The organism is Rhodococcus sp. 05-2254-2 (assembly GCF_002259095.1).
Lineage (GTDB): Bacteria > Actinomycetota > Actinomycetes > Mycobacteriales > Mycobacteriaceae > Rhodococcoides.
Window position 1 is genome coordinate 536,846 of sequence record NZ_NOZJ01000021.1, and the last position, 26,547, is coordinate 563,392.

At 60.0% G+C, this 26,547-nt stretch carries 24 protein-coding genes; 9 read left to right on the plus strand and 15 right to left on the minus strand.

The window, feature by feature from the left end:
- Positions 1-7 precede the first annotated feature (7 nt).
- A complete protein-coding gene (locus CH283_RS25395; protein WP_255183332.1) occupies positions 8-466 on the minus strand; it encodes a hypothetical protein in 459 nt (152 codons plus the stop codon).
- Between the two features lie 156 nt (positions 467-622).
- Positions 623-1,957, minus strand: coding sequence for a hypothetical protein (locus tag CH283_RS25400; protein ID WP_255183333.1), 1,335 nt, complete (start codon positions 1,955-1,957; stop codon positions 623-625).
- A gap of 1,101 nt (positions 1,958-3,058) precedes the next feature.
- Here CH283_RS25400 and CH283_RS25405 point away from each other — a divergent pair.
- Positions 3,059-3,535 (plus strand): helix-turn-helix transcriptional regulator, encoded by a 477-nt coding sequence (locus CH283_RS25405; protein ID WP_255183334.1) that lies wholly within the window; start codon positions 3,059-3,061, stop codon positions 3,533-3,535.
- Between the two features lie 95 nt (positions 3,536-3,630).
- Here CH283_RS25405 and CH283_RS25410 read toward each other — a convergent pair whose 3' ends face one another.
- From CH283_RS25410 to CH283_RS25445, 9 genes are all read right to left on the minus strand, one after another.
- Positions 3,631-4,635: a GAF domain-containing protein gene (locus tag CH283_RS25410; protein WP_094639615.1), complete on the minus strand. Its 1,005-nt coding sequence runs from the start codon at positions 4,633-4,635 to the stop codon at positions 3,631-3,633.
- Positions 4,636-4,689: 54 nt separating this feature from the next.
- Entirely contained in the window at positions 4,690-5,505 is an 816-nt protein-coding gene (locus tag CH283_RS25415; protein WP_094639616.1) for an SDR family NAD(P)-dependent oxidoreductase, read from the minus strand.
- 467 nt (positions 5,506-5,972) lie between these two features.
- Entirely contained in the window at positions 5,973-6,176 is a 204-nt protein-coding gene (locus tag CH283_RS25420; protein ID WP_037192129.1) for a cold-shock protein, read from the minus strand.
- A 112-nt stretch (positions 6,177-6,288) separates the two neighbouring features.
- Positions 6,289-7,731, minus strand: a complete 1,443-nt coding sequence (locus CH283_RS25425; RefSeq protein ID WP_094639617.1) for an NAD(P)(+) transhydrogenase (Re/Si-specific) subunit beta — start codon at positions 7,729-7,731, stop codon at positions 6,289-6,291.
- Positions 7,731-8,057 carry an NAD(P) transhydrogenase subunit alpha gene (locus CH283_RS25430; protein ID WP_094639618.1) on the minus strand — a complete coding sequence of 109 codons (327 nt, stop codon included), beginning with the start codon at positions 8,055-8,057 and terminating at the stop codon, positions 7,731-7,733. Before CH283_RS25430 ends, CH283_RS25425 begins: the two co-directional genes overlap by 1 nt.
- Positions 8,057-8,215 carry a hypothetical protein gene (locus CH283_RS28525; protein WP_176460558.1) on the minus strand — a complete coding sequence of 53 codons (159 nt, stop codon included), beginning with the start codon at positions 8,213-8,215 and terminating at the stop codon, positions 8,057-8,059. The genes CH283_RS25430 and CH283_RS28525 overlap by 1 nt, the downstream gene beginning before the upstream one ends.
- 1 nt (position 8,216) lies before the next feature.
- Entirely contained in the window at positions 8,217-9,353 is a 1,137-nt protein-coding gene (locus tag CH283_RS25435) for a Re/Si-specific NAD(P)(+) transhydrogenase subunit alpha (protein WP_094639619.1), read from the minus strand.
- Between the two features lie 450 nt (positions 9,354-9,803).
- Entirely contained in the window at positions 9,804-10,043 is a 240-nt protein-coding gene (locus tag CH283_RS29095) for a DUF3263 domain-containing protein (protein WP_094639620.1), read from the minus strand.
- A 133-nt stretch (positions 10,044-10,176) separates the two neighbouring features.
- On the minus strand, positions 10,177-11,628 hold the full coding sequence (locus CH283_RS25445; protein WP_094639621.1) for an NAD(P)/FAD-dependent oxidoreductase: 1,452 nt from the start codon (positions 11,626-11,628) through the stop codon (positions 10,177-10,179).
- Positions 11,629-12,367: 739 nt separating this feature from the next.
- Here CH283_RS25445 and CH283_RS25450 point away from each other — a divergent pair.
- Both CH283_RS25450 and CH283_RS25460 read left to right on the plus strand, forming a co-directional pair.
- Positions 12,368-13,171 carry an exodeoxyribonuclease III gene (locus tag CH283_RS25450; RefSeq protein ID WP_306437448.1) on the plus strand — a complete coding sequence of 268 codons (804 nt, stop codon included), beginning with the start codon at positions 12,368-12,370 and terminating at the stop codon, positions 13,169-13,171.
- 898 nt (positions 13,172-14,069) lie between these two features.
- Entirely contained in the window at positions 14,070-15,029 is a 960-nt protein-coding gene (locus CH283_RS25460) for an alpha/beta hydrolase (RefSeq protein WP_094639624.1), read from the plus strand.
- Between the two features lie 127 nt (positions 15,030-15,156).
- Here CH283_RS25460 and CH283_RS25465 read toward each other — a convergent pair whose 3' ends face one another.
- Positions 15,157-15,339, minus strand: coding sequence for a hypothetical protein (locus CH283_RS25465; RefSeq protein ID WP_141215357.1), 183 nt, complete (start codon positions 15,337-15,339; stop codon positions 15,157-15,159).
- 182 nt (positions 15,340-15,521) lie between these two features.
- Positions 15,522-16,043 (minus strand): hypothetical protein, encoded by a 522-nt coding sequence (locus tag CH283_RS25470; RefSeq protein WP_094639626.1) that lies wholly within the window; start codon positions 16,041-16,043, stop codon positions 15,522-15,524.
- Between the two features lie 687 nt (positions 16,044-16,730).
- Between CH283_RS25470 and CH283_RS25475 the strand changes: the two genes are divergently transcribed.
- The 3 genes from CH283_RS25475 (at position 16,731) to CH283_RS25485 (ending at position 20,428) form a co-directional block, all read left to right on the plus strand.
- The gene (locus tag CH283_RS25475) at positions 16,731-17,486 is read left to right on the plus strand and encodes an SDR family NAD(P)-dependent oxidoreductase (RefSeq protein WP_037189051.1); all 756 of its coding nucleotides are present in this window, start codon (positions 16,731-16,733) and stop codon (positions 17,484-17,486) included.
- 136 nt (positions 17,487-17,622) lie between these two features.
- Complete coding sequence (locus CH283_RS25480) at positions 17,623-19,002, plus strand: MmgE/PrpD family protein (RefSeq protein WP_037189052.1); 1,380 nt, start codon at positions 17,623-17,625, stop codon at positions 19,000-19,002.
- A gap of 79 nt (positions 19,003-19,081) precedes the next feature.
- Positions 19,082-20,428, plus strand: a complete 1,347-nt coding sequence (locus tag CH283_RS25485) for an MFS transporter (protein WP_255183335.1) — start codon at positions 19,082-19,084, stop codon at positions 20,426-20,428.
- Between the two features lie 33 nt (positions 20,429-20,461).
- Here the strand turns inward: CH283_RS25485 and CH283_RS25490 are convergent, their stop codons facing one another.
- Positions 20,462-21,295, minus strand: coding sequence for an IclR family transcriptional regulator (locus CH283_RS25490; protein ID WP_094639628.1), 834 nt, complete (start codon positions 21,293-21,295; stop codon positions 20,462-20,464).
- Positions 21,296-21,622: 327 nt separating this feature from the next.
- Between CH283_RS25490 and CH283_RS25495 the strand changes: the two genes are divergently transcribed.
- The 3 genes from CH283_RS25495 to CH283_RS25505 are packed head-to-tail and all read left to right on the plus strand — an operon-like array spanning position 21,623 to position 25,270.
- A complete protein-coding gene (locus CH283_RS25495; RefSeq protein WP_176460559.1) occupies positions 21,623-22,924 on the plus strand; it encodes an MFS transporter in 1,302 nt (433 codons plus the stop codon).
- Between the two features lie 53 nt (positions 22,925-22,977).
- Positions 22,978-24,459: an aldehyde dehydrogenase gene (locus CH283_RS25500; protein ID WP_094639630.1), complete on the plus strand. Its 1,482-nt coding sequence runs from the start codon at positions 22,978-22,980 to the stop codon at positions 24,457-24,459.
- A gap of 52 nt (positions 24,460-24,511) precedes the next feature.
- Positions 24,512-25,270, plus strand: coding sequence for an SDR family NAD(P)-dependent oxidoreductase (locus CH283_RS25505; protein ID WP_217901138.1), 759 nt, complete (start codon positions 24,512-24,514; stop codon positions 25,268-25,270).
- Positions 25,271-25,297: 27 nt separating this feature from the next.
- Here the strand turns inward: CH283_RS25505 and CH283_RS25510 are convergent, their stop codons facing one another.
- Complete coding sequence (locus tag CH283_RS25510; RefSeq protein ID WP_094639632.1) at positions 25,298-26,542, minus strand: MFS transporter; 1,245 nt, start codon at positions 26,540-26,542, stop codon at positions 25,298-25,300.
- Positions 26,543-26,547: the final 5 nt, after the last annotated feature.

A 26,547-nucleotide genomic window follows, 5' to 3' on the forward strand; every position in this document is an offset into this window, starting at 1 on the left:
TGGGTGATCACGCTTGCTCGATGGCGGCGATGACGTAGCGACCGTCGACCTGGTCGGTGGTGATCCGTTGGCGGTACTGCGTCCCAGGCCCGTTCGGGCCGCTCTCGGTGAGAGTGAGGGTGTAGGAACCGGTGTGCAGCGGGTCGATGTCGAGGCAGTAGGTGGTGCCGACCGGGACGGTGGCGATACCTGCGTCGAGGTTGGCTTCGACGGAGAACGGGGCACTCGCCGGGGCGTTCGGTGAAACCAGAACGTGCGCGGCCGCGCCCGATCGCTGGACGTAGTAGGCGTGCTCGAACGCGGCGATGACCCCTGGGCCGCTGTTCTGATCACCGGCCGGCATCGAGCAATCCGGCCCGACCGCAACGGTTGTCGGCGCGACCGAGGAAGAGGCGATGGTGTCGGTGGCTGTCGTGTCCGGCTCGGAGTCGCCACCGCTGAACAACACAGCGGCGGCGACGGCCACGAACACCACAGCAGCCCCGGCGGCACACGGGGCGAGCTCGACGGCACCCCTGACCGGGCGGGGCCGGTGGCACTGGCAATCGGAGATGTCGTCGAACGGCGGATCATCTGGATGTTGTCCTTCCTGGCTTGTTCAACTAGCTGGCTGTAGGGCGAATCAGGCGGGTGCGAACGCCGCCTGCAAGCCGCCGAGAGCGGCAGTGGCCTGATCGACCAGAGGAGCTGCAGCCGACTGCACCGTCTCGACGGTCTGAGCCACCTGCGGCTGTTCGAGGGCCTTCGAGGTGAAGCCCTGCACTGCCGAGGCCGCCGGTGCGGTCCACACCGACGCATCGTTGACGGCTTTGTCGACGATCGAAGCCGCGTTCTGGACTGCGGTGTCGGCCGCCGCGAGAACCTGGCGGCCGTTTGGGTCGGCAGCGAGAGTGTCGCGAACCTGCCCGACGGGTCCGGGGAGATCGACTGTCGCGGCCGGCGGAATCGCCGGGACGCTGTCGACGGCCGGGGGAACAACCGCCGGGGCGGGGGCCGGCTCTTCGATGATCTGCTGCTCGCCGCCGAGGACGGTGGCACCGAGGATGCCGCCGATGACAGCGCCGGTGCCGGTCAGGCCCAGCACGATCGGTGCCGACAGGGCAGCACCGACGCCGGCACCGGCAAGTGCAGCCGCGCCGGGAACGAAGATGTACCCCACCGGCCCGGCCCAGATGACCGCGGGTGTAGCCGCGGTCGTCGCAGCCAATCCGAGTCCGCCGCCGATAGCAGCAGCGGTGCCGGTGATCACCGCGGCCGGGACCACCGATGCCGCGAGGCCGACAGCGCCACCGGTGATGACACCGGTCGCGGTACCCGCTGCGATCCGGTCGGCGCGGGGCGCGTCGGCGAAACCGTTGTCCACGAGCCAGTTTCCGCCATCGGCTTGTATCGCCTGCAACGTGTTGTTGGTACGTGTGAGCAGGTTCTGGTCGACGATGTTGGTATCGACCGGCACCAACGTGCCGCCGGCGATGAAGGTTCCGGGCGGGGCCTCGATCGGGGCGATGACCTTGCGCTGCACCGTCGGGACCGGCGGCGGTGGCGGCGGAGTCGCCTGTAGCGCCGGGGGTGCTTCGCTCGGGGCAGCCTGCGAAGCGGGGGCTTCGTAGTAGGTGTTCTGGTAGTTCGAGGACTGCTGGTTACCGGCCAGGTAGTCGTCGTAGCTACGCGACGGGGTTTGCTGCACCTGTGGTGAGGGCTGGTAGCCGTCCAAGTACTCACGCGGTTTCGGAGCTGGCGGCGGCGGGGTGACCGGTGCCGTCTGCGGTGTGCTCGTGACCCCCGGTTGTGATCCTCGAGGACTGGTAACTCCCGGCTGAGATGGTGCAGCCTGCGCGGGAGCGGCCTGCATGGTCAGGCCGGCGATCGTCACCGCGGCCACGGCGGGCAGCGATTTGATCACCCGCCCTCGCTTCTTCGATGGGCGGTGGTGTCCGGTGCCCTGTGATGCTGGCATTGGTGTCGATCCCTTCCTGGTGCGACCCGGCGATCGGGTCGTGCTGGTGAATGCGATTGCGGAGCAACCGTTCTGGCGACACTTGGTTTTAGGTAAGTCGGTCGAGAGAAGTGGATGGGTGCGTGCGATCCATAGGTTGTGGGCCAGTCGCACGCACCCATCACGTGCTAGAGGCTCAGAGCCAGCCGAAGACCACCGACCAGAACCACGGCTGCTGAAAAATCCACATCGGGTATCGGAATCCTTTCTGTGCGAACAGGTGTGAGTTCGAGGGGTGATGTCCCGGCGGGGCCGCGCAGCGCTGAACATGATGAAATGCGCTCGCTGCGCGACCCTCGCGCCGGTCCACCGGTCGAGCTACAGGGCGCGGGGGAGCTCCTGTAGCTCACGAGTGGGACTATCAGCGAAAGCCCACTCGGGTCGGGTTGCAGTCCGAGCTGCCAGGTCTACGGCTTAGGGGTAGGAGTGGACCGCTTATTGCATGATGCGGATGGACCCCACTCGGCTAGCAGGGCTCCGTCGTCACCGATGTATTGATGGCGACCGGAATGCCCATGGTCGAGCGAGCATGCAATCAGGTCGCCGTGTGTCCGATTTACGACAATTGATGCGCAGAACTCACTCAGTGAGAGAAGATTTGGCACCATCGCATCCCGTGCGGCACTCACTTTGATTCGTCCCCGTAACTTCGGCGAAAGCGGCAATGTCGGCTGAATGCACCTGCCGTCGCACCTCGTCCGTCATGGCCCAGCGCTGAAGTTCGACGATGGTAATTGCTGGTCTCAGCCGTCGACGGCAACTGCGATGCGGCAAGGGCGAGCGACGCGAACATGTGGAACTCCCGACAGGAATGATTGGACGGATTCTGTGAACAGACCGACCTGATGTCCCGCGCTACAAGCAGTGCCGAGATGGACAAGCACCGAGGAATCCCTTTTGGGCGCGCATCAGGACTGTAGAACAGGTTCGGTGCACCGCGCAATTGGTTCAGCTTCGTAGAACCGAAATCGAATGGGTGCATGGTAGCAACTGTAACGCGCAACTATAAAACGCACAAGAGTTCAAGGTCACGCCGGATCGAGGAAGATGGGACCGTCTTGAATGATCGACAGGGAGTTGGGGACAGTGCCGCGAAGCGGAGTTCGTGGGTTTCGCGCCGACCGGTTGCGTGAGCTAAGGGTACGGGCGGGGTTCAGTGCTGACGACCTCGCGGCGAAAGTGGGTGCAACGAGGCAGGCGGTATCGACCTGGGAGACGGGGCGCTCGACGCCACCGCCTGCGACGCTTGGCCGGATCGCGAACGCCCTGCATACGTCGGTCGCGGCGCTGGTTCCGATCCCGGAGTCCCAGCTCAAACTGTCCGACTTGAGGGTGCACGCGGCGCTGTCTCAAGGCGACGCTGCGCAGCTGCTTGGGATGTCGACTACCGTTCTCGCTGACATCGAACGTGGGCGCAAGCCCGAGAACGAGGAGCGCATCGAACTGTTCGCCGATGCATATGGGGTGTCGATTCGGACGGTGGCGGCTGCGTGGAGTCGAACCCGCGATGCCCGCACGACACGCGCGCAATCCTTGTAAAAGACGCAACTATAAAACTGAATCTATGCGCGTGTACTTCGACCGCTCGGAGTCCAAAACGGGCTATGTGGATTCGTCCGTATCCGCGAACTTATTTACTCCTCGGACAATTCGGTCAGAGTGACGAGCGCGGCTGTGGTGTGCTGATCGAGCGAGACCAAAACCGCGTCGACTGTCATTGGCTTCCAATTTCCGTCGAGAGTCCTGAAGCGAAGCACGCCGTTGGTGCGTTCGCGTGCGAGTGCGTTCGACATTTGCTTCGCAATTGGTACGTCGTCCGGATGAATCGCCGGTAACGGTTCATCCGGAAGGTTCTCCCAGCAGATATTCGGTGCGGGGTCAGAGTTGTACCAGCGCAACAGGTTGAGAGTTCTGAGGTTGACCAGTGCGCGGTACTCGCCCTCCTTGGTGGAAGCCTCCAGAACGCGATGCTCGAGAATCGTAGGTGGGGGAGCGATACTGATTTCCCCTGCGGGGCCGATGTCGTGGGTGATACCCCTCAGGATCACTTCGGTGCCCGAAACCCCGTCTTCGGCAATCATCCGGCACGAGAAGTGCGCGGCGCGGAGTTCACCGTCGTCCCGCCTGACTGTCCAGACCGCTTGGTGAGTGGTGCCCGGCGCTGATTGCACGATCTTGGCCATTGCTTCGCTCTCGTCACGGTTGGTGACAAGTCGGGTGAACGCTCCGGCGAGTGCACGCTGGGTTTCGCGCTCGTCTTGCGGAACGCGGTAGAGATCGAGCAGGTCGTCGCTACCACTTGCGGTGCTCTTGGTGAGGTTGAATTGCCACGCCCCGGCGGCGTCTCGTTGGGGTGGAGTCTCGTCGCGCGGGCCGAGCCACACCCACGCACCATGTGTACGGCCGGCAAACGTTTGTAGTGGTTCGGCCAGTACTCGCCTGAATCGTTCTTTGGACAGCCGATCCACCACGGCCCCTGTGGAAAGCGCCTCCGCTACCGCGGCCATTGCCTCGTTGCGGCTGGCGGAGCTGCGTAGAACATTGCGAGGTGAGACAAAGGACTTGGGCGAAGACCCAACTCCGATGACCGACGGCCCTTCGTTTCCGAACGTCTCTATCAGGATCCAGCTATTCGACATAGTTGACCGACCCCCGCAGGTCTGGTGAATGGATTGGCTATTGGTGTCGGATTGTCAGAGCCGCCGCAGTGCTTGGAGCGCAGGTAGCAGGTGTTGGTAATGAGGGCCGAGCGCGCGCGTGGTCACGTCGATGAGGCGAGCGTCATTCCCAATTGTCACCTGCGATTTTCCCTTCCACGCACCTGCGATAATCTTGCGGGCGGCCACTTCAGGAGTGGTTCGAGCTACGTGGTTATCGAATAGTTCGGCAGTCCGCGCCTGATCAACTCCGGGTGCCGCCCGTCCCGTCCGCGCGATCGACGTCTTGAGTCCACCAGGGATGACACATGTCGCACGGGCTGTTCGTGATGCGAGCCGCAGCTCTTGGTTGAGGGCCTCGGTGAAACCTCGTACGGCAAATTTGGATGAGTTATACGCCGAGTAGCCGGGTGCAGACATGACACCGAAGGCGGACGACACGTTGATGATTCGACCTCGACGTGACTTCATAATATCCGGCAGAAAGGCGCGAGAGCTGTTCACCACGCTCTCGAAGTTGGTTGCCATCACGAGATCGAAGTCAGCTGGGGGAGTGTCGATCACGTCGCCGCTGTAAAGGATGCCCGCGACGTTGAAGACCGCATCGATATCGCCTAAGGCGGAGCGTGAAGACGCTGCCCACGAGTCGATTTCAGACCGGTCGGCGACGTCTAGACGGGTCACGTGTGTGACGTTGGTGGTAGCCGCACACTGTGACTGGACGTCCAGGAGGGCGTCGAAGTTCTTGTCTGCGAGGGAAAGAGACCAGTTCCGGCTTGCGAGCTGCAACGCAATTTCGCGGCCGACCCCAGAACTTGCGCCGGTGACCGCTGCTCTCCATTCCCCTGGCATCTAACCGCGCCTCCCGCACCTCGCTGCCCTTGGTAACTAGGCACAGTAACGAACTGTCCGCAGCCGCGCTAGCAACCAGCTGGTCTGTATAACGGTCTGTATCCAGTATCGGACCGGCTCTGTAATCGCCTCGGCAGCCAGCGCAAGAAGCCCGAGGAGGGACCGAACACCAGTTCAGCGCCACTGTTGCCTCGATCGACCTGCTCGCCTTCGACTCTGCCGACAAGCCATGCGAGATCACTACCTGCGGTTACCGCCCGCCGTGGCATGCTGATGTGTTCACACACCCGGAAACGAAAGAGACAGTGACGCGCGAGTGGCTTACACGGGAATGCGAGTGTCTGCAGGAGTTGCCCGTTGGTAACGATCTGACAGCCGCCATGGTGCTGCCGCTCAGGACGGATTGGGTGCGGCCACGTGCGTGCCCAATCATTCGATGCGGTTGCCCTCGTGCGTGTTCCGCGTTATTAGAGGCTGCGAACGCCAGTTGCTTGCGGGCGTTTGATGCCCTGACCGATCTCGAACTCCACGCGCTGACCTTCATCCAGGTTGCGAAAACCTTGCCCCTCGATCTCGGAGTAATGGACGAACACATCGGATCCGCCACCCTCCTGCTCGATGACGCCGAAGCCCCTCTCCCCGTTGAACCACTTCACGGTGCCGTTCGCCATAACCACTTACCCTTCGTGCTCAAAGTCGCGTCATCACCTTTCGGGTATCTCTGCGGAGTGGTCTAGCACCTCGAAGAGATAGCCGGTCCGCATTCACTTACAGCAATGGTGTTTAGAGCGCTTTGAGCTCCTCGATGACAGAGTTGACCGACTTCTTGGCGTCGCCGAACAGCATGGAGGTGCGGTCGGCGGTGAACAGCGGGTTGTCGATGCCCGCGTAGCCGGAGCTCATCGAGCGCTTGAGCACAATCACCGAGCGCGACTCGTCGACGTTCAGGATTGGCATGCCATGGATCGGGCTGGACGGGTCGTTGCGCGCGGCCGGGTTGGTGACGTCGTTGGCACCGATCACCATGGTGACGTCGGTGCGTGAGAACTCGCCGTTGATGTCGTCCATTTCTTTCATCGCGTCGTAGTCGACGTCGGCTTCGGCCAAGAGCACGTTCATGTGCCCTGGCATACGGCCCGCTACGGGGTGGATGGCGTATTTCACCTCAACGCCCTTGCTTTCGAGGATTGCCGCCATGTCCTTGACTGCGTGCTGGGCCTGCGCGACGGCAAGGCCGTAACCGGGGACGACGATGACCTGCGAGGCGTAGGCCATCTGGATCGCTGCATCCGCTGCTGACGTTGCTTTGACGACGCCGCCGGATGCGTCTGCTCCGATAGCGGCGTCGGCACCGCCGCCTCCAAACGATCCGAACACGATCGCCGGAATGGACCGGTTCATTGCTGTTGCCATCAGGTTGGTCAGGATCGAGCCCGAGGCACCGACGATCATGCCTGCCACGATCATCGCTGTGTTGTCGAGTGCGAGACCGGCAGCCGCAGCGGAGAGACCTGTCAGAGCGTTGAGCAGCGAGATCACCACTGGCATATCGGCGCCGCCGATCGGAAAGACCACGAACAGGCCCATCAGACCGGCAGCGACGAGCAGCAGCACGATGAACAGGACCGAGGTGCCATGACCCGGGGTGGATTCGATTCCTATGTAGATCGCGACCGCCACGGCGAGTATCAGCAGGACGATGTTGGTCAGCTGGAAGGTTCGTGCGTTCTTGACGAACGCCTTTTCCACGTTCTTGTTGAGCAGTTCCTGCAACTTGAGGAACGCCACCAGCGAGCCCCAGAACGACACCGAACCGATCACGGCAGCGAACAAAGATCCGACGACGATGTGGACCGTCGGTTCTTCACCGTGCTGGAATGCCGAGAATCCGTCGGTCTCGATGAACTCGGCCCACGCGATCAACGCCACTGTACCGCCGCCGACACCGTTGAACAGTGCCACTAGCTGCGGCATTGCCGTCATCTTGGTGCGCTTGGCCGGTGGAACTCCGAGGAGCACACCGATCGCCAGGCCCGCGGCGATGAGGATCCAGTTGATCGCGGCGGCGTCGCGCACCTCGATCAGCGTTGCGATCACAGCGGTTCCCATACCGACGGCGGCGATCCAGTTGCCGCGCACGGCGGTCTTCGGACCGGTCAGACCCATCAGGCCGTAGATGAACATGCCGAAGGCGACCACGTAGAGAATGTTGACAAGGTTGTTCATCAGGAGTCGGCACCCTTCGCTGCTTTGACGGACAAAGGCTTGGACTTGAACATGCTGAGCATCCGATCGGTGACCAGGAACCCGCCGACGACGTTGAGCGTGCCGAAGATCAGCGCGACGAACGCAATGATGCGCACGCCCCACGACGCGTCCTCCGGCAAGCGACCGAGGACGATGAGCGCGCCGAGCACGACGATGCCGTGAATGGCGTTGGTGCCCGACATCAACGGCGTGTGCAGAGTGTTGGGAACTTTGGAGATGACCGCGAAGCCGACGAAGCCGGCCAGCACAAGAATCGCGATGTTCGCGAGAAGAGGGGTGTACATCAATACTCACTGTCCGGAATCAGGGAACGCGATGCCGCGTCCAATTCGAGGCTGAGATGCCGAGCTTCGAGGGGCTTGCTGAGGGCAGAAACGAGGTGGCCGACAAGTGACGTCAACCGGTCGGCCATTGCGTTCGCGGGACGTCCGAGAGAAGTCACTTCACCCAGCATTTGCGGTCTCGCTTTGCTCGTCCGGTTCCGCTCTGGTCACACAGGACTGTGCTATGACCTCGTCGGAGAAGTCGGGTGCGAGGGCACCGTTCTCGTCGAGCAGCAACTCGAGCAGTGCAGATACGTTCTTCGAGTACAGCTCGCTTGCGTGCTCGGGCATCGTTGAGGGCAGGTTCAGCGGCGAGGCGATCGTGACGTCGTGCTTGACGACGGTCTGGCCCGGTTCGGTCAGCTCGCAGTTGCCGCCGGTTTCACCTGCGAGGTCGACGACCACGCTGCCGGGCTTCATGCCCTCGACAGCTGCGGCAGTGACCAGACGAGGGGCGGGACGACCCGGCACCAATGCGGTGGTGATGACGACATCGAAGCCCTTGATGGCCTCTTCGAGCGCTTTCTGCTGCTGGGCGCGCTCGTCTTCGGTGAGTTCACGCGCATATCCCCCTTCGCCAGCGGCATCGATGCCGAGATCGAGCCACTGAGCACCCACCGAACGCACCTGATCGGCGACCTCGGGACGTACGTCGTACCCGGTCGGTCGACCTCCGAGACGCTTCGCCGTGGCCAGCGCCTGCAGACCGGCGACACCGACGCCGAGTACGAGAACTGTCGCCGGCTTCACCGTGCCCGCGGCAGTGGTGAGCATCGGGAAGAACCGAGTGGACTCCGACGCCGCCAGAATCACGGACTTGTAACCCGCGACGTTCGCTTGCGAGGACAACGCGTCCATCACCTGGGCGCGAGAGATACGCGGAATTGCCTCGATGGCGAATGCCTGCACTCCTGCTGCGGCGAGCGCCTCGATCTTGTTGTCGGCGTTACGAGGTGCGAGGAAGCCGATCAACGTCGTACCCGGCGACAATTTCGCTATTTCGGCGTCGGTGGGAGGGGCAACTTTCACCACCACGTCGGCAGACCACGGGTCGCCGATCTCGGCTCCTGCTTCGACGTACAACTGATCCGGAATGAGGGCGGACAGGCCGGCCCCCGACTCGACAACAACCGCCACACCCCTGCCGATCAAGGAGCCAACAATCTTGGGAACCAGAGCCACACGGCGTTCACCGTCCGATGATTCGCGGAGGACGCCGACTTTGGTGTGTCTGGTAATTCTTGGATCAGCGGTCATAGGGTTGCTTTCTGAGTAGAGCGAGTTTGTAGAAATGTAGGAACGAAATATTGTTTGAGCGAGTTCATTTAGGCCGGCATATGTCCGCAATGAAGTCAGCGGTGCAGGTATCACCGTCGACGGGAACATGTGCCCCAGGTTGCCAAGGCCACCGCTGAAATGCACAGGAAGGCGATCATGGATGCTGTCGCCATTGATCGAGCCAATCGACCTAGCGGCTGGATTGCAGCCGCAGCATCGAGCTTGGCCGGATCTTTGTTCGCGAGGGGCGGACGGTCAAAAAATCTGGTACCCACGGAATTGACTAAGATGTTATTGGCCGTGTCGTCCAAGCTGCCGTTCGAGAAAAACCGACGAGGGCACGTTCCGACGCAACGCATGTAGTGTGTGCAAGGAGGCAAAGAGCCCACTGTGAAATATTGTGCGAGATCTGGTGAGTGCTGAATCGACTTACTTTCGCAGGCGTCGAACCTGTGCAAGATGTGAATTGCACAGTCGATATAATTCGACCACGTTTGTCTCGTTCAAATCTTGCGGACGCGCTCCGGAATCAAGAAACGCCTGCAAGCGTGAGTAGAATTGCACAGCCGATAGTCCGAATCCGACCATAATGTCTTCGTCAGACCCCCCTCCCCACGGGAGCCACTTTAAAGCGAAATCCAAAATAGCTCTGTCTGATTTCAGGAGCATGTTTACTCTTTCGGGTCATAGTTTCATAAAATCGATCAGAAATGTGCGAAGTCCGACCGATCAAGGCGAATGCTTTACCTCTTCCTAGAGCTTGCAGTACTGCATTCGGCGGAATCGTGCGTGTTTCTATTGGTTACGCGCGGGTCGCTTGCAGTGTGTGCGCGGCGAGCGCTGGTTCCGGTGCAGTAACTGCGATGCCTGCATCGCTCGTATTCGGCGCGTTGAAGTAGACCATTGCTGCCCTCGCCTCGACCTGCTGTTCGGTCACTGCGAGCTGACCTCGCCCCTTGGAGAAGAACGCCGTCAGCCAGGAGATCACGGTGGTCAGTCGGCTGCGGAAGCCGACGATGTAAAGCAAGTGGACGAGAAGCCACATGACCCAGGCGATGAACCCGGTGATCTTGATCGGACCGACTTGCGCGACGGCGCTGAAACGAGACACCGTGGCCATCGAGCCCTTGTCGAAGTACTTGAAGTCACTGCGCGCAGGCACTTTTCGGCCCGCCCGTACAGCTTCGACGCCATCTTCGATGACCCGTGCAGCATAACGTCCGCCCTGAATAGCAACCTGCGCGACACCGGGGAGCTTGTCGAGACTCATCATGTCGCCGACCACGAACACCTCTGGATGACCGGGAAGCGTGAGGTCCTTGCCCACCAGCACGCGCCCGGCACGGTCGACCTCGGCTCCAGACTGATCGGCGAGTTGCTTGCCGAGGGGGCTGGCGGCAACACCGGCAGACCACACCTTGGTGCGCGCCGAGATGCGTCGGATCGTTCCGTCGGCGTCCTTGACGGACAGACCGTCGGCGTCGACATCGACGACCATCGCCCCGAGCTGAATGTCCACGCCCATCTTGGACAGCCGCTTCGCGGCGGCCTGACCGAGGGAATCGGCGAACGGCGGCAACACCTTCGGGGCCGCGTCGAGCAGAATGATGCGCGCGTTGCGGCTGTCGATGTGGCGGTAGGTGCCGTCGAGGGTCTTGTGTGCGAGTTCGGCGATCTGGCCTGCCATTTCGACTCCGGTAGGTCCGGCACCGACGACGACGAAGGTGAGCAGCCTTTCGATCTCGGCTGGATCGGTGGCGGCTTCGGCTTGATCGAATGCGCCGAGGATGCGTCCGCGTAGTTCGAGGGCGTCGTCGATGGTCTTCATTCCGGGTGCGTACTCGGCGAAGTGGTCGTTGCCGAAGTAAGACTGGCCCGCGCCCGCGGCGACGATGATGCTGTCGTACTCGGTGACGGTAGTCCGCTCGAGGAAGCGTGAGGTGACGGCCTTGTTCTTGATGTCGATGGTGGTGACGTCGCCGAGGACGACCGACGCGTTGTGCTGGTTCTTGAGGATCAGCCGTGTCGATGGAGCGATCTCGCCCTCCGAGAGGATGCCGGTGGCCACCTGATAGAGCAGGGGCTGAAAAAGGTGGTGGGTGGTCTTCGCGATGAGAGTGACGTCCACATTGGCCTTACGCAACTGTTTCGCCGCGAACAATCCACCGAACCCGGAGCCGATGATGACGACGTGGTGTCTGTGGATGCGCTGCGCGAGAGCAGGGGTGAGCTCGGGCGTGTCAGATGCGAGAATTGTGGTGTCCTTTCATATCCGGGACGGGGATACGGCTGTCGAGCATTCGCCGAATCAGGAAACCGTCGAGGTCTCTACTGTGCGCATCCGCTGCAGTGGTAGGTGCTGTCACAGATACGCCTTCTTTATCCACCATCCGGCGAGTCAAGTCCAATATCGAAACTCGATACCGCTTATTGATCTCAGCAATTCAGACTGATGCAGAAGCTCTTGCCCGCGACCACGGTGCCTCGAGATCTCGAGCTGGTACTCGATGACAGAGACTGTCCCACGCGTCCAACCAGCCCTGGCGCGGGGTGCCCTGTACTTCGTGTTCCAATGGCCAGACGCCGTAGCGAAACGCATCGCTTAGCGTGGACTGGGGACTCGAGCTGGAATCAGCTAATACGGGTATGCCGTCTCGGGTCAAGACCATGACGGAGCAGAAGATAGTTGCGTCTAGGCGTACGTGTAACGAGTGCCGGTGGTCGGTTTGGTGCCGTCGACAACGACGTGCAGCGTTGCGAAGGCTGTGTTCGGCGGCATCGGGCAGCTATCCGCCTGGGTTTCAGTCGTGGACGGTTCGGCCCTCGGATCGGTACCGACCACGATTCTCGTCGCGGTACGACGTGTGTCGAATGAATCTGGGCAGTCCGCTCGGTGATGGATCAATTGTCGGATGCGAAAGTGCACTAGGGTTCACCCATCAACTCGAAGAGAAGACGGCAATGCAACTTTGGTGAGGTGAACAGAAATTCGTGTGAGCACATGGAACGTCAATTCCATCAGGCAACGACGAACGCAGTTCGTCGATTGGCTCGATTTGCGGCGACCCGATGTAGTTTGTTTGCAGGAAACCAAGGTCTCGGATACTGACTTTGCAAATTTGCTCGACGTCGATTTGTCCGAACGTGGATACGAGTACTCGCATACAGGGGAGGGTGGGCGGAACGGCGTAGCGCTCCTCTCTCGTGTCGGACTCGATGACGTTGCATCCGGATTGGCGGGTTCGCAAGGGAGGGCCGTCATGGCTACGTGTGCCGGGGTGAGCTTTCATTCTCTGTACGTTCCCAGTGGGCCTGGCGATGCGTCTCCCAATCAACGTTACAGGCTCGAATGGCTGGCTGCCTTGTGCGAACTGGTTGCAACTGGTCCGGATACGGTGGTGCTGGCAGGCAACCTGAATGTCTCGCCGTCTCTGCTTGATGTGTACGGACCCGAGGCCTTCGAGGTCGGCGTGGCGGCTACCGAAGAAGAAGCCGCTGTGGCTCTGCGGCTGACGTCTTTGGGGTTGCACGATGTGGTACGTCAGCGGTGGCCTGACGAGCGCGTGTTCACCTATTGGGATTATCGAGCCGGAATGTTTCACAGGAATCTTGGGGTGCGTTACGACATCATCCTGTCGGGTGCTCCTGTGGCACAACGCGTGTGTGCGGCCTGGGTGGATCGCGGTGCCCGAAAAGGATCACGACCCAGCGACCACGCCCCAGTGCTGATGGACCTGGATGTGGCTCCCGATGGAGACCTCGGTCCGATGGTCCCACCCCCTTCGGACGCAAGGTGAGGCTGCCGTTGCAGAGCGGACTCTATCCTGCAGCACCGCGCGGAGAGCGACGTCAGGGAGAAGTTACTCTCTTTGCCTATAAGTCATATTGCCTTTCGATACTGGACTTGGCTCTGGGAAAGCTGTCAAATTGGTCCGAGGTCGTTTTTGGAAGTCCGATCTCCGACCGTCAGCCGATACTCACACGATCTCGAAAGCAGCTGAATGACCACGTACACGAGAGGAGCGATCGCAGAAGTCTGTCAGGTCTCAGGGCGTTACGACTCGGGTTCGAACCGCAGCTGTATCCACGTGATCAGCGATGGGGCAGCAGACTGCTACCCGATGACATACCTCGTTCGCCTAATGCAAGGCGGGGAAATTCTGGTCCTGGACGATGATCATGTGCGGGTAGGTTCGTATGCGTCTGGAACGTGGACAATCGATGTCAAGCAATCCGGAGCGGTCCGCAGGGATGATGCGGACGCCGTGAACTAATAACGGTCCGCCTCGGCGAGGAATTCTGTCGGGATATTGGTGTCAACTTCATAGATCGGTAGACATCTGCTTCATCCGAAATACTGTTGATGTGTGCACTTTCCAGCCGGCTCTGCCACTCGATCCTCACCCCAGTCGAGACTGCGACCTCGTCGCGGCGTAGCCCCGCACCAGCACGGAGTCAACGTCCTCGGAGCCTAAACGAGCCCGCCGTGTCGTCAGAAAGCTCTGCACGGCAAATCTGTTTTCTACCTCGTCCACCTGTCCACAACACGGCGAGCTTCGTATCAGCGGGGCGTGTCGGGCACCCCCCCGTAGTCCAGGCCTGCCTCCCCACTCGAAACCACGCTTGCACGTTCACTATCGCTGGTCAGTCGGGCCTGGCTGATCGGAACCCGATCAAGAAGGAGCTCTAGTCGCCATGGCACAAGAAGAAGGCGATCTCACGTTCTCTCCATCGACCGAGGTCACGCGAACTCCCGTTCGGTACAAGAACCGATACGGGATCGTCATCGCCGCCGACCTGTACACGCCAAAGGACGTCGACAGGTCGGTTCCGCAATCGGCAATCGTGATCGGACCGCCTTACGGTGGAGTGAAAGAGCAGAGCCCCGGTGTGTACGCCAATGAACTCGCCAGACGCGGGTTCGTCGCCCTTGCATTCGATCCCTCCTTCAATGGGGAAAGCGGCGGTGAATCACGGCACGCGTCGTCGGCCGAAATCTTTGCTGAGGATTTCAGTGCAGGAGTCGACTATCTGGGATCGCTCGGCTACGTCGATCGCAACCGAATCGGTGCTGTCGGCATTTGCGGAAGTGGAGGCTTCGCGCTGAACGCAGCCCAGGTCGACCCTCGAATCAAAGCCGTTGCAGCCTCCGCGTTGTACGACATCAACCGCATCGCGCGAGGCGGATGGCTCGACTCCCAAACCGACCAGGAGCGTCGGGCAGCACTGCAAGCCATCGCCGCGCAGCGCTGGTTGGACGTAGATTCAGGTGAGCCGGCGCTGACGCCGGTCTTTCCCTCCGAGTTCAATCCCGACGCCGTCGATCCGGTCACGGCGGAATTCCACGAGTACTACGTGACCGACCGCGGTCGCCACCCTCGATCGATCGGCGGATTCACTGTCACAAGTAGTCCCTCGCACATCAACTTTGGCGCGTTGGCTCATTTGCCGGACATCTCGCCGCGGCCGATCCTGCTGATCACAGGCGAGCATGCTCACTCTCGATACTTCAGTGACACAGTCTACGAGCAGGCTGCCGAGCCGAAGGAGCTTCTCGTGGTCCCTGGCGCTCGACACATCGACTTTTACGATCGCACAGACCTCATCCCGTTCGACAAGATTTCACAATTCTTCAGCGAAAGCTTTGTCCGATAATTCACTGACGACCGGCGCGTCGATCTGGTGCGGGAAGCGCGACGCGTTCATGTGGTGGTCGCAACGAGCCCTCGTCTCCTGCTCCTCGAACGGAGTAGCCCATCCCAGGGCTGCGCGGGTGCGGGGCTCAGTAGGACCGCGACCACGTCGGATCGCTCGGGGTCGTGCGCTGACAGGTCTGTACCTTTTTGACGTACTGACGGAGCAGACCGTTGGTGTTCTCGTGGGTGCCCCTCTGCCACGGGGAGTGCGGATCGCAGAACTGGATCTGCGCTCCCGTGGCGATTTTGATCTCGGCATATCTGGCCATCTCCCCGACCCTGATCCCTGTCAAGCGAAGGGTCCAGGTTCGCAGGCGGTTCCCGATCTTTGCCCTCATCGCATCATTGACCCACGACGCCGAATAAGCGATGGGCAATACACAAACATCACCACTTGAAACGTCCGCTCGACCAAACGTCCAGATCGTCGACCCGCCCTTGGTCTCGATGATCAGATCATCCTCCTAGCGGCCGGGAACGCTTCGATCGGCGACATCGGCAGGCTGGTCGGAGATGTTGAGCGTCCGCGGGATTCGCGCTCGGTGATACGCACGTGCGTAAGTTTCACAGGTTCGCCCGTCAGGGGATTGCCTGCGCAGCTCCTTGGGCGGCCGGCTTCACTTTGACCATAGCGGGTTCGGTAGATCGTTTCGTGCGATGCACGCACCTTCGCCGAGTGCGGAACTTCCTTCCTCAGTGTCGCCGAGATCTGCTCGGCGAGTTCTCCATCGAGAAGCACCTGCACCCGTTCCCGAAGCAGCTGGTCGATGCCAGCTACGAGATTTTGGGTTGTTGACTGACTTACGGGCAGCACGCTGGGCCCGGTGATCCTTGTGAGGACCACTGAATAGCTGTCCTGTTCGAATTCTCGAATCAGGATCGGCACTGCTGGGCCCAGGCGCGGCGCGATGGCGGGCATTGTCCACTCGTCCCGGACGCCGTTGGCGATGAACTCGAGTTCCTCGAACGACAAGAATCGGCCTCTCGACCGAGGCGTCGACCGCGGCCGCACACCAGTGCTACGCGGTGACCAGAGCGGCATCCGAACCTGATGTGAGAAACCCGGGTGAATCAACACGCATATTCGCAGATATCAGGCACGTTGCGCCCGCCGCTCGAGTCCGCCCGTAGCTGCGCTGTGTTCCCGGGGGAGTGGGGGCAGAACGGATCCGGTTCGCCCGCATGCGTACCCCGGACCGAGGCTTTGCGGCCGTCGCCGGTCGGTGCTGTGGATTCTTCGCGTTGAGAGACAGCTTGAAATGTCAGCGAGGCCGTGTAACTCGGGCTGGGGTGAATACCGGACTTCACCGATGGTCCTCGATGTGGTTCAGGCGCATAACCGCTTCGTCATCGTTGCCTGACCGAAGTCGGTTTATGCCAACCCCAAGAGAACTCGCCGATTGCTGTCGACCCCGACGGCTTAGCCGAAACGAGCTGCGCTACAACGCCAGCGCGGGCAAGCACGGAACCGCTGCCCAGTCGACCTGCTCGCGCTGGTCGTGGTTCTCGATCTGAAGCGACCGCCCCAGCCGGTGGGTTTCCGGGCCTTGACGGCATTCTCTATATATGAAACGCTCTTTCATGTACGAAAGTGCGTCTCATCACATCCAATGTCAGGTGTGAGCTTGAGCGCCTCTGCCGATCAGTAGGAGATTGAGTGATGTTGCGATTTGAAGGCCGGACTGTCGTTGTGACAGGCGCGGGTAGCGGAATTGGTGCTGCGACCTCGGCTCGGTTGATCGACGAGGGTGCGACAGTTGTCGTCGTGGACGTGACGCAGGAGGCGGTCGACGCGGCAATCGCCAACGTGTCCAACGCAGACCGCGTGCACGGAGCGGTGCTGGATGTCTGCGATCACGCCGCAGCCGTGAATCTTCTCGACACCACGCGACAGAAGCTCGGCGGTATCAATGGGCTCGTCAATTGCGCCGGGATCACCGGTGCAGGAACAATCGTCGACCTTGACCCTGAGGCGCATCGCAAGATCATGTCTGTGAATCTTGACGGCACTATAAACATGTGCCAGGCCTTCGTGCTGGCCGTGAAGGACGCCCAGGGACCGCGGGCGATCGTGAATATCTCCTCAGGGGCAGGCATTCTCGGTGTGCCGAACCGGCTCTCGTACGTCGCGTCTAAGTTCGCGATCTCCGGAATCACGAAATCGATGTGCCCAGAGTTGGGACCGTTAGGGATACGCGTCAATGCGGTGGCCCCCGGAATGACCAGAACACCGCTCACCGACTACATGATGAACGACCCGGTGAAGGCTGCATCGATCAACGCAAAACATCCAATTGGTCGAATCGGTTATCCCGAAGAAATTGCGGCGGCAATCGTCTTTCTGCTCAGCGATGACGCCAGCTTCATGACGGGCTCAGTCGTTTCGGTGGACGGCGGACAGACCGCTTGCCTCTAGGGGCACGGAAGTGGTGGTCATTGGCCACCCCCGACACTTTGTATCGGCGGTCTGCTGTTTCGAGATCTGCATTGCCGCCGAAACGGCCACCCCGATAACCCGAAAACACCAATCACTCAATTGGAGAAAACTGACGATGACGAATCGTGACCTCTCTCAGGACCTTGCAGAGTTCGCTGCAAACACCCGATATGTGGACTTGCCGCTTGGCGCGGTCGAGGCCGCCAAGAAGAGCATTCTCGACACAATTGGAGTAATTCTGGGCGCAAGTGGAATGGAGCCCGCTGTCAGACCGATCGTCGAGCTTGTCACCGATGCGGGTGGTAAGGAAGAAGCAAGCATCCTCGGCTTCGGTGGCCGCGTCCCCGCCGCGGCCGCGGCCTTCGCGAACGGCACTCTCGCACACGGTCTCGACTACGACAGTCAGACTCCGTGGGGTGCGCACCCGGACAGCTCACTTGTGCCGGCTCTCCTCGCTCTGGCCGAACGCAAGGGCTCCGTGACCGGCAAGGACCTCATCACTGCGGTGGCGATCGGGCAAGAGTTGTTCATCCGGCTCCGTTGCAATGTCGGATGGAACATGGACTGGAATCTGTCGAGTGTCGTCGGGACGTACTCGGGCACTGCCGCCTGTGGCTCCTTGATGGGGCTGACCGCAGAGCAAATAGCCCACTCGTTGGGCATCTCGAGCCTCACCGCGGGCGGCACCATGGAGCAGATATTCGGTGTCGGTAGCGATGTCCGTGGTCTGTACGCGGGATTCATTGCTCAAAGCTGTGTGAATGCAACTCTCCTGGCAGGGAAGGGTATGCATGGAATGCAGAACCTCTTCGAGGGGGAGGCCGGAATTTTCAATGTCTACTTCGGTGGCAATTTCGACCGTGCGAAAATGCTTGCGGGCCTGGGTGTGGACTACCTGAGCGAAGGCATGACGTACAAGTACTGGCCAGCGGTCGGAAACGCGCACACATACATTCATGCCGCAATCGAGCTGGTACGCGAAAATCCCTTCGACGCTGCCGACATCGCCGAGGTCAGAGTGTACGTGGGCAATTTCGCAGAACGGATGGCTCTCCCACTCCACGCTCGACAAGCACCTCAAACCATGATGGACGCTAAGTTCTCGCTACCGTTCACAGTCGCAGTAGCACTGGTGAAGGGATCGATGCTTCTGTCCGACTTCTCTATTGACACTTTGAAAGATGCTGAAGTCCTTTCGGTGGCGAGCAAGGTGGTTCCGGTACAGGATGCCGAACTCAACTGGGATCTGAAATTGCCGGATGGCAAAGTTGAGGTGCAACTTCGTAACGGACAGATCTTTACCCGCCGGGGTTCCGATGTTCCTGGCACGCCGGAGCGACCGATGACTGTAGAAGAGCTGGCCAAGAAGTTCGATGACTGTGCACGTGTGTCTATTCGGCCATTACCGACGGATGACATCGACCGCGTGACGACCCTGCTCTGGGGGTTGGAGGAGTGCAACAACCTGACCGAAATCATCGAGCTCGTTCGCTGAGCGCTCGTTGTCGTAGAAGTATTGATTTCCGAACTTCCTGTTCAAACCATTCTGGTCCAATCAAGATGGAGGTAGCGCGGTGACTACAAATCCCCAGCCGGTAAGTTCGCCGGTCGACGGCAAGGCCGTTGTCAGAAAAGTACGCAGGACGATCCTACCGATTGTCTTTCTGCTGTATGCGTTCAACTATATGGATCGTTCATCGATCAGCTATGCCCAACTCACGATGGGTAGTGAGCTCGGCATCGATGTGGCAACCTACGGTGCAATCGCGGCAATTTTCTTTCTCGCTTACGTGCTCTTGGAAGTTCCGAGCAATATCATCCTTGCTCGGGTCGGTGCGAGGGTATGGCTGGCGCGTATCGCAATTACCTGGGGCTTGGTCACTGTTGCAACCGGATTCGTACACTCCGTTACCCAACTGTACGTAGCACGAATTTTGCTCGGCATCGCTGAAGCGGGGTTGTTCCCGGGGTTAATTCTGTTTTTGACGTTTTGGTTCCTCAACAACGATCGCGGCCGCGCGATAGGTGTGATGGCACTTGCAATGCCGTTCGCCCTCATCGTCGGTAGCCTCAGCGGTGGGCTAATTCTCGATCACGTCGAATGGTTCGGGCTCAGCTCATGGCGCTGGATCTTCATCCTGCAAGGTTTGCCCCCAGTCCTGCTCGGAGTGTGGATCTTGCTGACGTTGGCGGACCGTCCGAACAAAGCGAAGTGGCTCGACGCCGATGAGAAAAATTGGCTGGAGACTTCGATTGCGGACGAGTACGCGGCAATGCCGGACGACGATCAGGAGCACTCAAGCGAGCTCAAGACACTGAAGAATCGCAAGGTTCTCTACCTCGGACTCATCAATGCCCTTGCCGGAGTTGCCACGTACGGCATGACGTTCTTCCTCCCGCAGGTTGTGTCCCAGCTGAATCCGCAATATTCACCCACCAGCATCGGAATTTACGGAGCTATTCCGTACGTCTGCGGTGCCATCGTGATGTTGCTCTTGGTTCGGTACGCCGATATCAGCGGTCGACGAAAGCCGATTGTTCTGCTCTGCTTTGCCACTGCGATAGTAGGTCTTGTCACAACGGGTGTCTTCCGAGACTCGCCGCTGCTGGGGATGATCGGATTGATACTGCTTGCATGCGGCGTCATCGGGAACATTCCGACCTATTGGGCCTTGATCAGCGAGGTTCTGACCAAGCGCCAGGCCGTTGTCGGTATTGCAGTGATCAACTCGCTCGCCTCCGCAGGCGGGTTTTTCGGACCGTTCCTCATCGGTAAGATAGCGACCCCCGGCGACATCATCGTCGGAATGAGCGTCCCGTTGGTTGCACTATCTTTGGCCTTCATTCTATTGCTTTTCGTCAAGGTTCCGCAGCGAGACCCCTCGCGTAGTAACCGGATCGAAAAGGCGCAGCGGAGCTGAGTCGATTGAGTTGAACCGGTATCCGATTCAAGGTCAGTGTTTCCAACTTGCTCCAGCTCCCATTCTGCGGGAAAGGCTTTCGCAAGTCTGTACCAACAACGACCGAGCATGGTCTGGATCTACATTTCCGGTTCCCGTCAGTCGGTGTATGAACGGGGTGGTCATCGCAGCCACGGCATTGCCGGTGAAGTCGAAGACAGGTGCAGAAATGTTGGTGATACCTTCGATCGTAAGGGATCTTCCTTGACAATAGCCTGCTGCCCGTACCTGGGCGAGATCTGCTAGAAACCTGGTGCGTTGGTCATTGTTACCGGGCCCGGCAAGGGTAAGTAAAATGTCGAGGTCGCCGGGATCCATTTGCGAGGCAAGTACCCGGCCGGATGCGGAATTATCGATCGGAATGAGCGCGCCCAGCCGAACGGTGTGCACGTTGGTATCGGGGCAATCGACCTGAGCGACGACGAGTAATTGACCAGAATGAAGGATGCAGAGGTGAATGCTCTGGCCGATACGGTTGGCAAGCTTTTGCATCTCGCTCCCTGCAATTGCAGTGAGACGCTGAATGGTAGGGGTGCGGTGCGCCATCTCGAACAACTTTGTCGTCAGTCGGTATCGGTCGGCTTCATCGACCTGGACGTAATCTCGCTCGCGCAGCACCATCAGAACTCGGAAGATCTCAGATGTCGTTCTTCCCAGTTGCTTACCGATTTCGGCCTGAGCAAGACCGTCTTCGGTTGAAGCGAGAAGCTCGAGAATGTCGAGACCCTTCGCCAGCGCGGGCGCTCGGTACTTCTGATCCTGTGCTTCTGCGCTCAATTCCCTAGCCCAACTTTCGCGGTAGTCGTCGTGATTTCCGAATAGTTTCATATATGAAACGTCGGGTCAAGAAGCATCGCGAAGATACGCGAGCAATAGGAAGCGGCTATCTGGGTGTTCGGATGTCGGTATTGGACGTGGGTCTACGGACAGGGGTTAATGGGATCAGGGGAGTTGTGATCGAAGCAACATCGATACCCAAAAATTGATCAGCTATTCCGCATCGGGACGTTCAGGCCCCGGTCCACCCGCAGCGACCGCCTGGCGACTCAATGGAGAGATTCGGAGAATGAAGTGACCACAGGTAGTCAACCGGAGTCGGCGGTTCCTATCCCGGCCGCGCGTACGCATCCCAGAACGATGGAGACTCGCGCCGTCGTGAGTGGCACGCTGGGGTCTGCTCTGGAGTATTTCGATTTTGCCGTGTACGGCGCTCTCGCCGCAACACTGTTCCCGGTCCTGTTCTTCCACAGTCTGGGGTCCACTGGTGCGCTCCTGGCGTCGTTCGCGACGTTCGGCGTCGGGTTCGTCGCACGACCGGTAGGTGCGGTGGTATTCGGCCATCTCGGTGATCGACATGGGCGTAAGCCCGTTTTGTTCGCCACGCTGATTCTCATGGGCGGCTCGTCGATCCTGATCGGTTTCTTGCCGACGGGACAGGGGTTCGGTATTGCCGCTGTGCTCGTGGGTCTCAGGTTCGTTCAAGGATTTTCGTTGGGCGGCGAAGCCATCGGAAACCAACTCATGACAATGGAGCACGGCGACAAGAGCCGGCGAGGACTACTGGGCTCGTTCATCATCGTTGGCTCACCGGTCAGTCAGGTACTCGCGAACCTCGCCTTGGTCGTTCTCAGTGCAACACTCAGCCAGGAGCAATTCGAGTCGTGGGGTTGGCGGGTGCCGTTCCTCGGCAGCATCCTTATCGTCGTCGTAGCCGTCTTCATTCGAACGAAGCTCGAGGAAACCCCGGCGTTCGTCGTCAACAGTGCTGTCGAGCAAAAGATCGAGAAGTCCCGCAGTGCCGGACTGTCGGTCTTGAAGACGCACCCCCGCAAGGTGTTCATGCTGACTCTGGCCTGGGGCGGCTCGTCACTCAGTTTCTACTTGATCGCGGTGTACGGGCTGAGCTACCTTCCGAGTGAGACGGGGATGTCCTCGCAGACGGCGTTCGTGATCCTGATGATTGCCAACGGCGTATCCATCCTCTTCTCGATCGCCGGTGGATGGGTGTGTGACCGCGTCGGACGTAGAAAAGTCTTCTACATCGGACTTGCAAGCTGCTTCGCCGGAATCTTGCTCTTCTTCACCCTTGCCAGCGCGAACGCACTCGTCACAGGCTTGATAGTGACCTTGGTCTTGTGTTCCATTCAATTCCTCAGCGGCGCTCAGCCTGCACTGTTCGCGGAGCAGTTTCCGACCGAGGTGCGCTTCTCAGGCGCTGCCATGTCGCATACGTTCGCCAACCTGATCTTCTCGGCCCCGGCACCATTCGTTGCAGCAGCTCTCGCCGCCGTAGGTGGCACAAGCTTGGTGATGGTGTTCACCTTGGCAGTGATTGTCGGATCCGTATACGCGGTGTCCAATCTCGACGAGGGCCGTCACATCGAGCTGGCCGAATACACGACCGACGGAGTTGCCGCCACAGTGCACGGTGCAGCCGGAGCTCGACCTGCGCCGTGATCGAACTCGCATGGGCATTTCTCGCATGACAAACCGCACGAAGGGAACCGACTATGAAGAAGTATCAGCTGTTCGTCGACGGAGATTGGGTCGACCCCGACGGAGGGACATGGACCGACACCGTCGATCCTTATCGAGGTGAAGCGTGGGCACAGATCCCTCTCGGTAATCAGAACGATGTCACACGGACGGTATCGGCAGCGCGCCGCGCGATGACCGATGGACCGTGGTCGTCGATGTCGGCATCGGCGCGCGGGAAGATCATGCACCGGTTGGGTGATCTCGTCCTCGCGAACGCCGATCACTTGGCAGCCGTCGAGGTTCGTGACAACGGAAAGCTTGTCGCTGAAGTCAACGGACAGTTGGCGTCGCTTGCTGAGGTTTGGTACTACTACGCCGGGTTTGCTGACAAAATTCAGGGATCGACAATTCCCATAGAGAAGTCCGATTCGGTTGCTTTCACGTACCGAGAGCCGATCGGGGTTGTCGCAGCTCTCACTGCGTGGAATTCGCCGCTGTGGTTCGCGGCGGTCAAGTGTGCACCGGCTCTGGCCGCCGGGTGCACCGTGATCGTGAAGCCGTCGGAATTCGCTTCTGCCAGTACATTGGAATTCGCCGAGCTGACCAGGCAGGCCGGGTTCCCTGCCGGTGTGTTCAATGTCGTGACAGGACTCGGCCCGGACGTCGGCTCGGCGCTCGTGGAACATCCCGATGTCGCGAAGATTACCTTTACCGGGTCCGATACGACCGGGGCGCAGGTGTACGAGAGCGCCGCCCGCACGATGAAGCGCGTGTCGCTCGAACTGGGCGGAAAATCACCGAACATCGTGTTCGAGGATGCGGATCTGGACAAGGCTGCGACAGGAGTGGTGTCGGGGATTTTCGGTGCTTCGGGCCAGATGTGTTCCGCCGGGTCGAGGTTGCTCGTCCACAGTTCCATCAAGGACGCGTTCACCGAAAAGTTGGTGGAGATTGCCCGCAGCATCCGACTCGGCGATCCGAACGATCCACTGACCAATGTCGGCCCCATCGCTACGCCACCGCAATATCGAAAAGTACTGGACTACATCGACATTGCAAACGCCGAAGGAGCTCGTTGCCTTCTCGGCGGAAAGCCGGCCAGTGGCTCGGATCTGACCGGTGGTCAGTTCATCGAGCCGACAATCTACACAGACGTCACCAACGACATGCGGATCGCGCAGGAGGAGGTGTTCGGCCCCATCCTTTCGATCATCGAATTCGAGGACGAGAAGCACGCGATCGCCCTCGGTAACGACGTGGCGTATGGCCTCGTGGCTGGCGTGTGGACCGAAAACGTCGGGCGCGCGCTACGAATGTCGAAGGCCCTCGACGTCGGCACCGTGTGGGTGAACACCTACCGTACGTACAGCTACATGGTTCCATTCGGCGGTACCAAACAGTCCGGTTTGGGTCGCGAACACGGAATCGAAGCCGTGGACGGATATCTCGATACCAAAAGCATTGTTATCTCCACCGACGACGGTGCACCATCCAATGCTTTCGTGATGCGCTGAGTCGGATTGTTGATCGTTGAGATCGGAATACGAAAGAGAGAGACGCGGCATCATGACGCCTTCGGAAACCATGGAAGCTCATCTGACGACGCCTGGGCAACGACTGCTCGGGCGCAGAATTGTTGTGACCGGCGCGGCGTCGGGGATCGGAAAATCGGCTGCCCAGCTCTTCGCTAGTGAGGGCGCTTCGCTCGCGCTACTGGATCGTGACGAACATGGCGTACTGCAGTCTGCCGAACTCACCGGCGGAACCGGTTACGCAGTCGACATCACGGACGAGGAGGCGGTCACGGACGTAGTCGATCGGGCGGCCACTGCGCTGGGCGGCATCGACGGTGTAGTCAATGCCGCTGGAATTATGTTTCGCGGCTTGGCATCCGATGTCACAGCGGGTGACTGGCGGCACGTGCTGGAGGTCAATTTGACCGGTGCGTACATAGTTCTGCGTAGTTGTATCCCCTGGCTGCAGAAGGAGGAGGCCGCGACGATTGTGAACATCGCGTCAGCGCAAGGTTTGCTACCCAATGCTCCCGGATACACCGCATACGCCGCCTCCAAGGGCGGAGTGTTGAACCTGACCCGCGTTCTTGCCGCCGAGCTTGCACCGACAGTGCGAGTCAACAGTGTGTGCCCCGGGATGGTGGACACCGCGATGGCGGATGGACACCGAAACAACGTTGGGAACTATGCGCTGGGCCGATTGGCTGAGCCGATCGAAATTGCTCGGTCGATTCTCTTTTTGACCAGCTCGGAGTCGTCATACGTCACAGGCTCAGCGCTAGCGACCGATGGTGGCCGGTCCTTCCACTGAAATCAGCTGCCTGCCAATTGTATTGGACTATCTGGAGCTGGTCGACTCGTCGACCAGCTCCAGATCGCTCGATGGGCCCGCGGTGCGTCGCTTGTGACGCGCGCGGACCGCGGACCACACTGCGATATCGAGCACGATGAGTATCGCTGCGATCACCGCGACGGCAGGCATGCGGCCGAGCCCGTACGCAAGAGGTGCGAGGACAGCGCCCGTCGAACCGCCCGCGAAGACGGCGACCATGAACATGGTGTTGGCGCGCGCTTCGTACTGTTCGTTTGCAGAGAGCACCCTCGTCTGGTTCGCCGCTTGCAGCGATTGGTTGCAGGCTGTCACGACGAACAGCGACACCGCAAACAGTGCGATGTGATTGGAGTCGAATGCGACAGATATGCACGCGCACAACAGGATCGGTAGGCTCACTCCGATCACTGCAAGAGATCCGAATCGGTCGATGATTGGACCGAACAGCGGGGTGAAGACAACCGCTGAGAGCCCGACCAGTCCGAATAGTCCCGCGGATGCAATAGACCAGCCGTGGGTCTCCGAGGTCAGGTGTATCACGCTGACAGTCCAGAACATGTTGAACGTCGCGAACGCGAAAAACTGTATGCACGAGGACCCGATGAGTTCGGGGCTGCGCGTGGTGAGCCTCAAAGTGTCTGCCAGAAGCGTGCGATACTTTTTGCCCGGCGCTGGAGTTACCCACTGCACCTCCAGAATTCGCCGAGTCAGCGGAATGGTGCAGAGGATTGTCGCAGCGAAACCGGCGACGACGAGCCTCCATCCGATCCATTCGACCAGCAGGCCGGCGATGATTCGGCCTCCGAAGACCCCGACCAGAAGAGCGCCGACCATGGTCCCGGTCGCCCTGGATCGTCTGTCACCCGGAGCCAATTTACCGACCACCGGAATGAGGACCTGCGCAATATTTGCCACCAGCCCAACCGCGAAGAAGCTGACCGCGAGCGCAATGACGTTGGGCATCAGGGCGCAAACTGCCAGTGCCACTCCCAGCGCAGCCGACTGAATCGTAATGTGTCGACGCGGATGTGCTCGGTCGGCAAGTGGAACGAACAGGAATATTCCGATCGCATATCCGAGTTGGACCGCGGTTGCCACTGCACCGGTGACCAACGGTGAGACACCGAACGACTCCGCCATGGCGGTCAGGAGCGCCTGTGGAAGATAGATGATGCTTACTGCAATGGAAGCCGATAGGGCGAGGATAAGCAGACGGATGGTCCAATTTCGTTCTCGTAATGCCGATGCCAATTTCG

Bases quoted from the DNA above. Each gene is read 5' to 3' on its own strand.
- CH283_RS25490 (WP_094639628.1), bottom strand. From the start codon at position 21,295: ATGAAACTATTCGGAAATCACGACGACTACCGCGAAAGTTGGGCTAGG.
- CH283_RS25480 (WP_037189052.1), top strand. From the start codon at position 17,623: ATGACGAATCGTGACCTCTCTCAGGACCTTGCAGAGTTCGCTGCAAAC.
- CH283_RS25435 (WP_094639619.1), bottom strand. From the start codon at position 9,353: ATGACCGCTGATCCAAGAATTACCAGACACACCAAAGTCGGCGTCCTC.
- CH283_RS29095 (WP_094639620.1), bottom strand. From the start codon at position 10,043: ATGCTCCTGAAATCAGACAGAGCTATTTTGGATTTCGCTTTAAAGTGG.
- CH283_RS25400 (WP_255183333.1), bottom strand. From the start codon at position 1,957: ATGCCAGCATCACAGGGCACCGGACACCACCGCCCATCGAAGAAGCGA.
- CH283_RS25465 (WP_141215357.1), bottom strand. From the start codon at position 15,339: ATGGCCAGATATGCCGAGATCAAAATCGCCACGGGAGCGCAGATCCAG.
- CH283_RS25460 (WP_094639624.1), top strand. From the start codon at position 14,070: ATGGCACAAGAAGAAGGCGATCTCACGTTCTCTCCATCGACCGAGGTC.
- CH283_RS25430 (WP_094639618.1), bottom strand. From the start codon at position 8,057: ATGTACACCCCTCTTCTCGCGAACATCGCGATTCTTGTGCTGGCCGGC.
- CH283_RS25475 (WP_037189051.1), top strand. From the start codon at position 16,731: ATGTTGCGATTTGAAGGCCGGACTGTCGTTGTGACAGGCGCGGGTAGC.
- CH283_RS25505 (WP_217901138.1), top strand. From the start codon at position 24,512: ATGACGCCTTCGGAAACCATGGAAGCTCATCTGACGACGCCTGGGCAA.
- CH283_RS25415 (WP_094639616.1), bottom strand. From the start codon at position 5,505: ATGCCAGGGGAATGGAGAGCAGCGGTCACCGGCGCAAGTTCTGGGGTC.
- CH283_RS25420 (WP_037192129.1), bottom strand. From the start codon at position 6,176: ATGGCGAACGGCACCGTGAAGTGGTTCAACGGGGAGAGGGGCTTCGGC.
- CH283_RS25410 (WP_094639615.1), bottom strand. From the start codon at position 4,635: ATGTCGAATAGCTGGATCCTGATAGAGACGTTCGGAAACGAAGGGCCG.
- CH283_RS25425 (WP_094639617.1), bottom strand. From the start codon at position 7,731: ATGAACAACCTTGTCAACATTCTCTACGTGGTCGCCTTCGGCATGTTC.
- CH283_RS25405 (WP_255183334.1), top strand. From the start codon at position 3,059: ATGATCGACAGGGAGTTGGGGACAGTGCCGCGAAGCGGAGTTCGTGGG.
- CH283_RS25500 (WP_094639630.1), top strand. From the start codon at position 22,978: ATGAAGAAGTATCAGCTGTTCGTCGACGGAGATTGGGTCGACCCCGAC.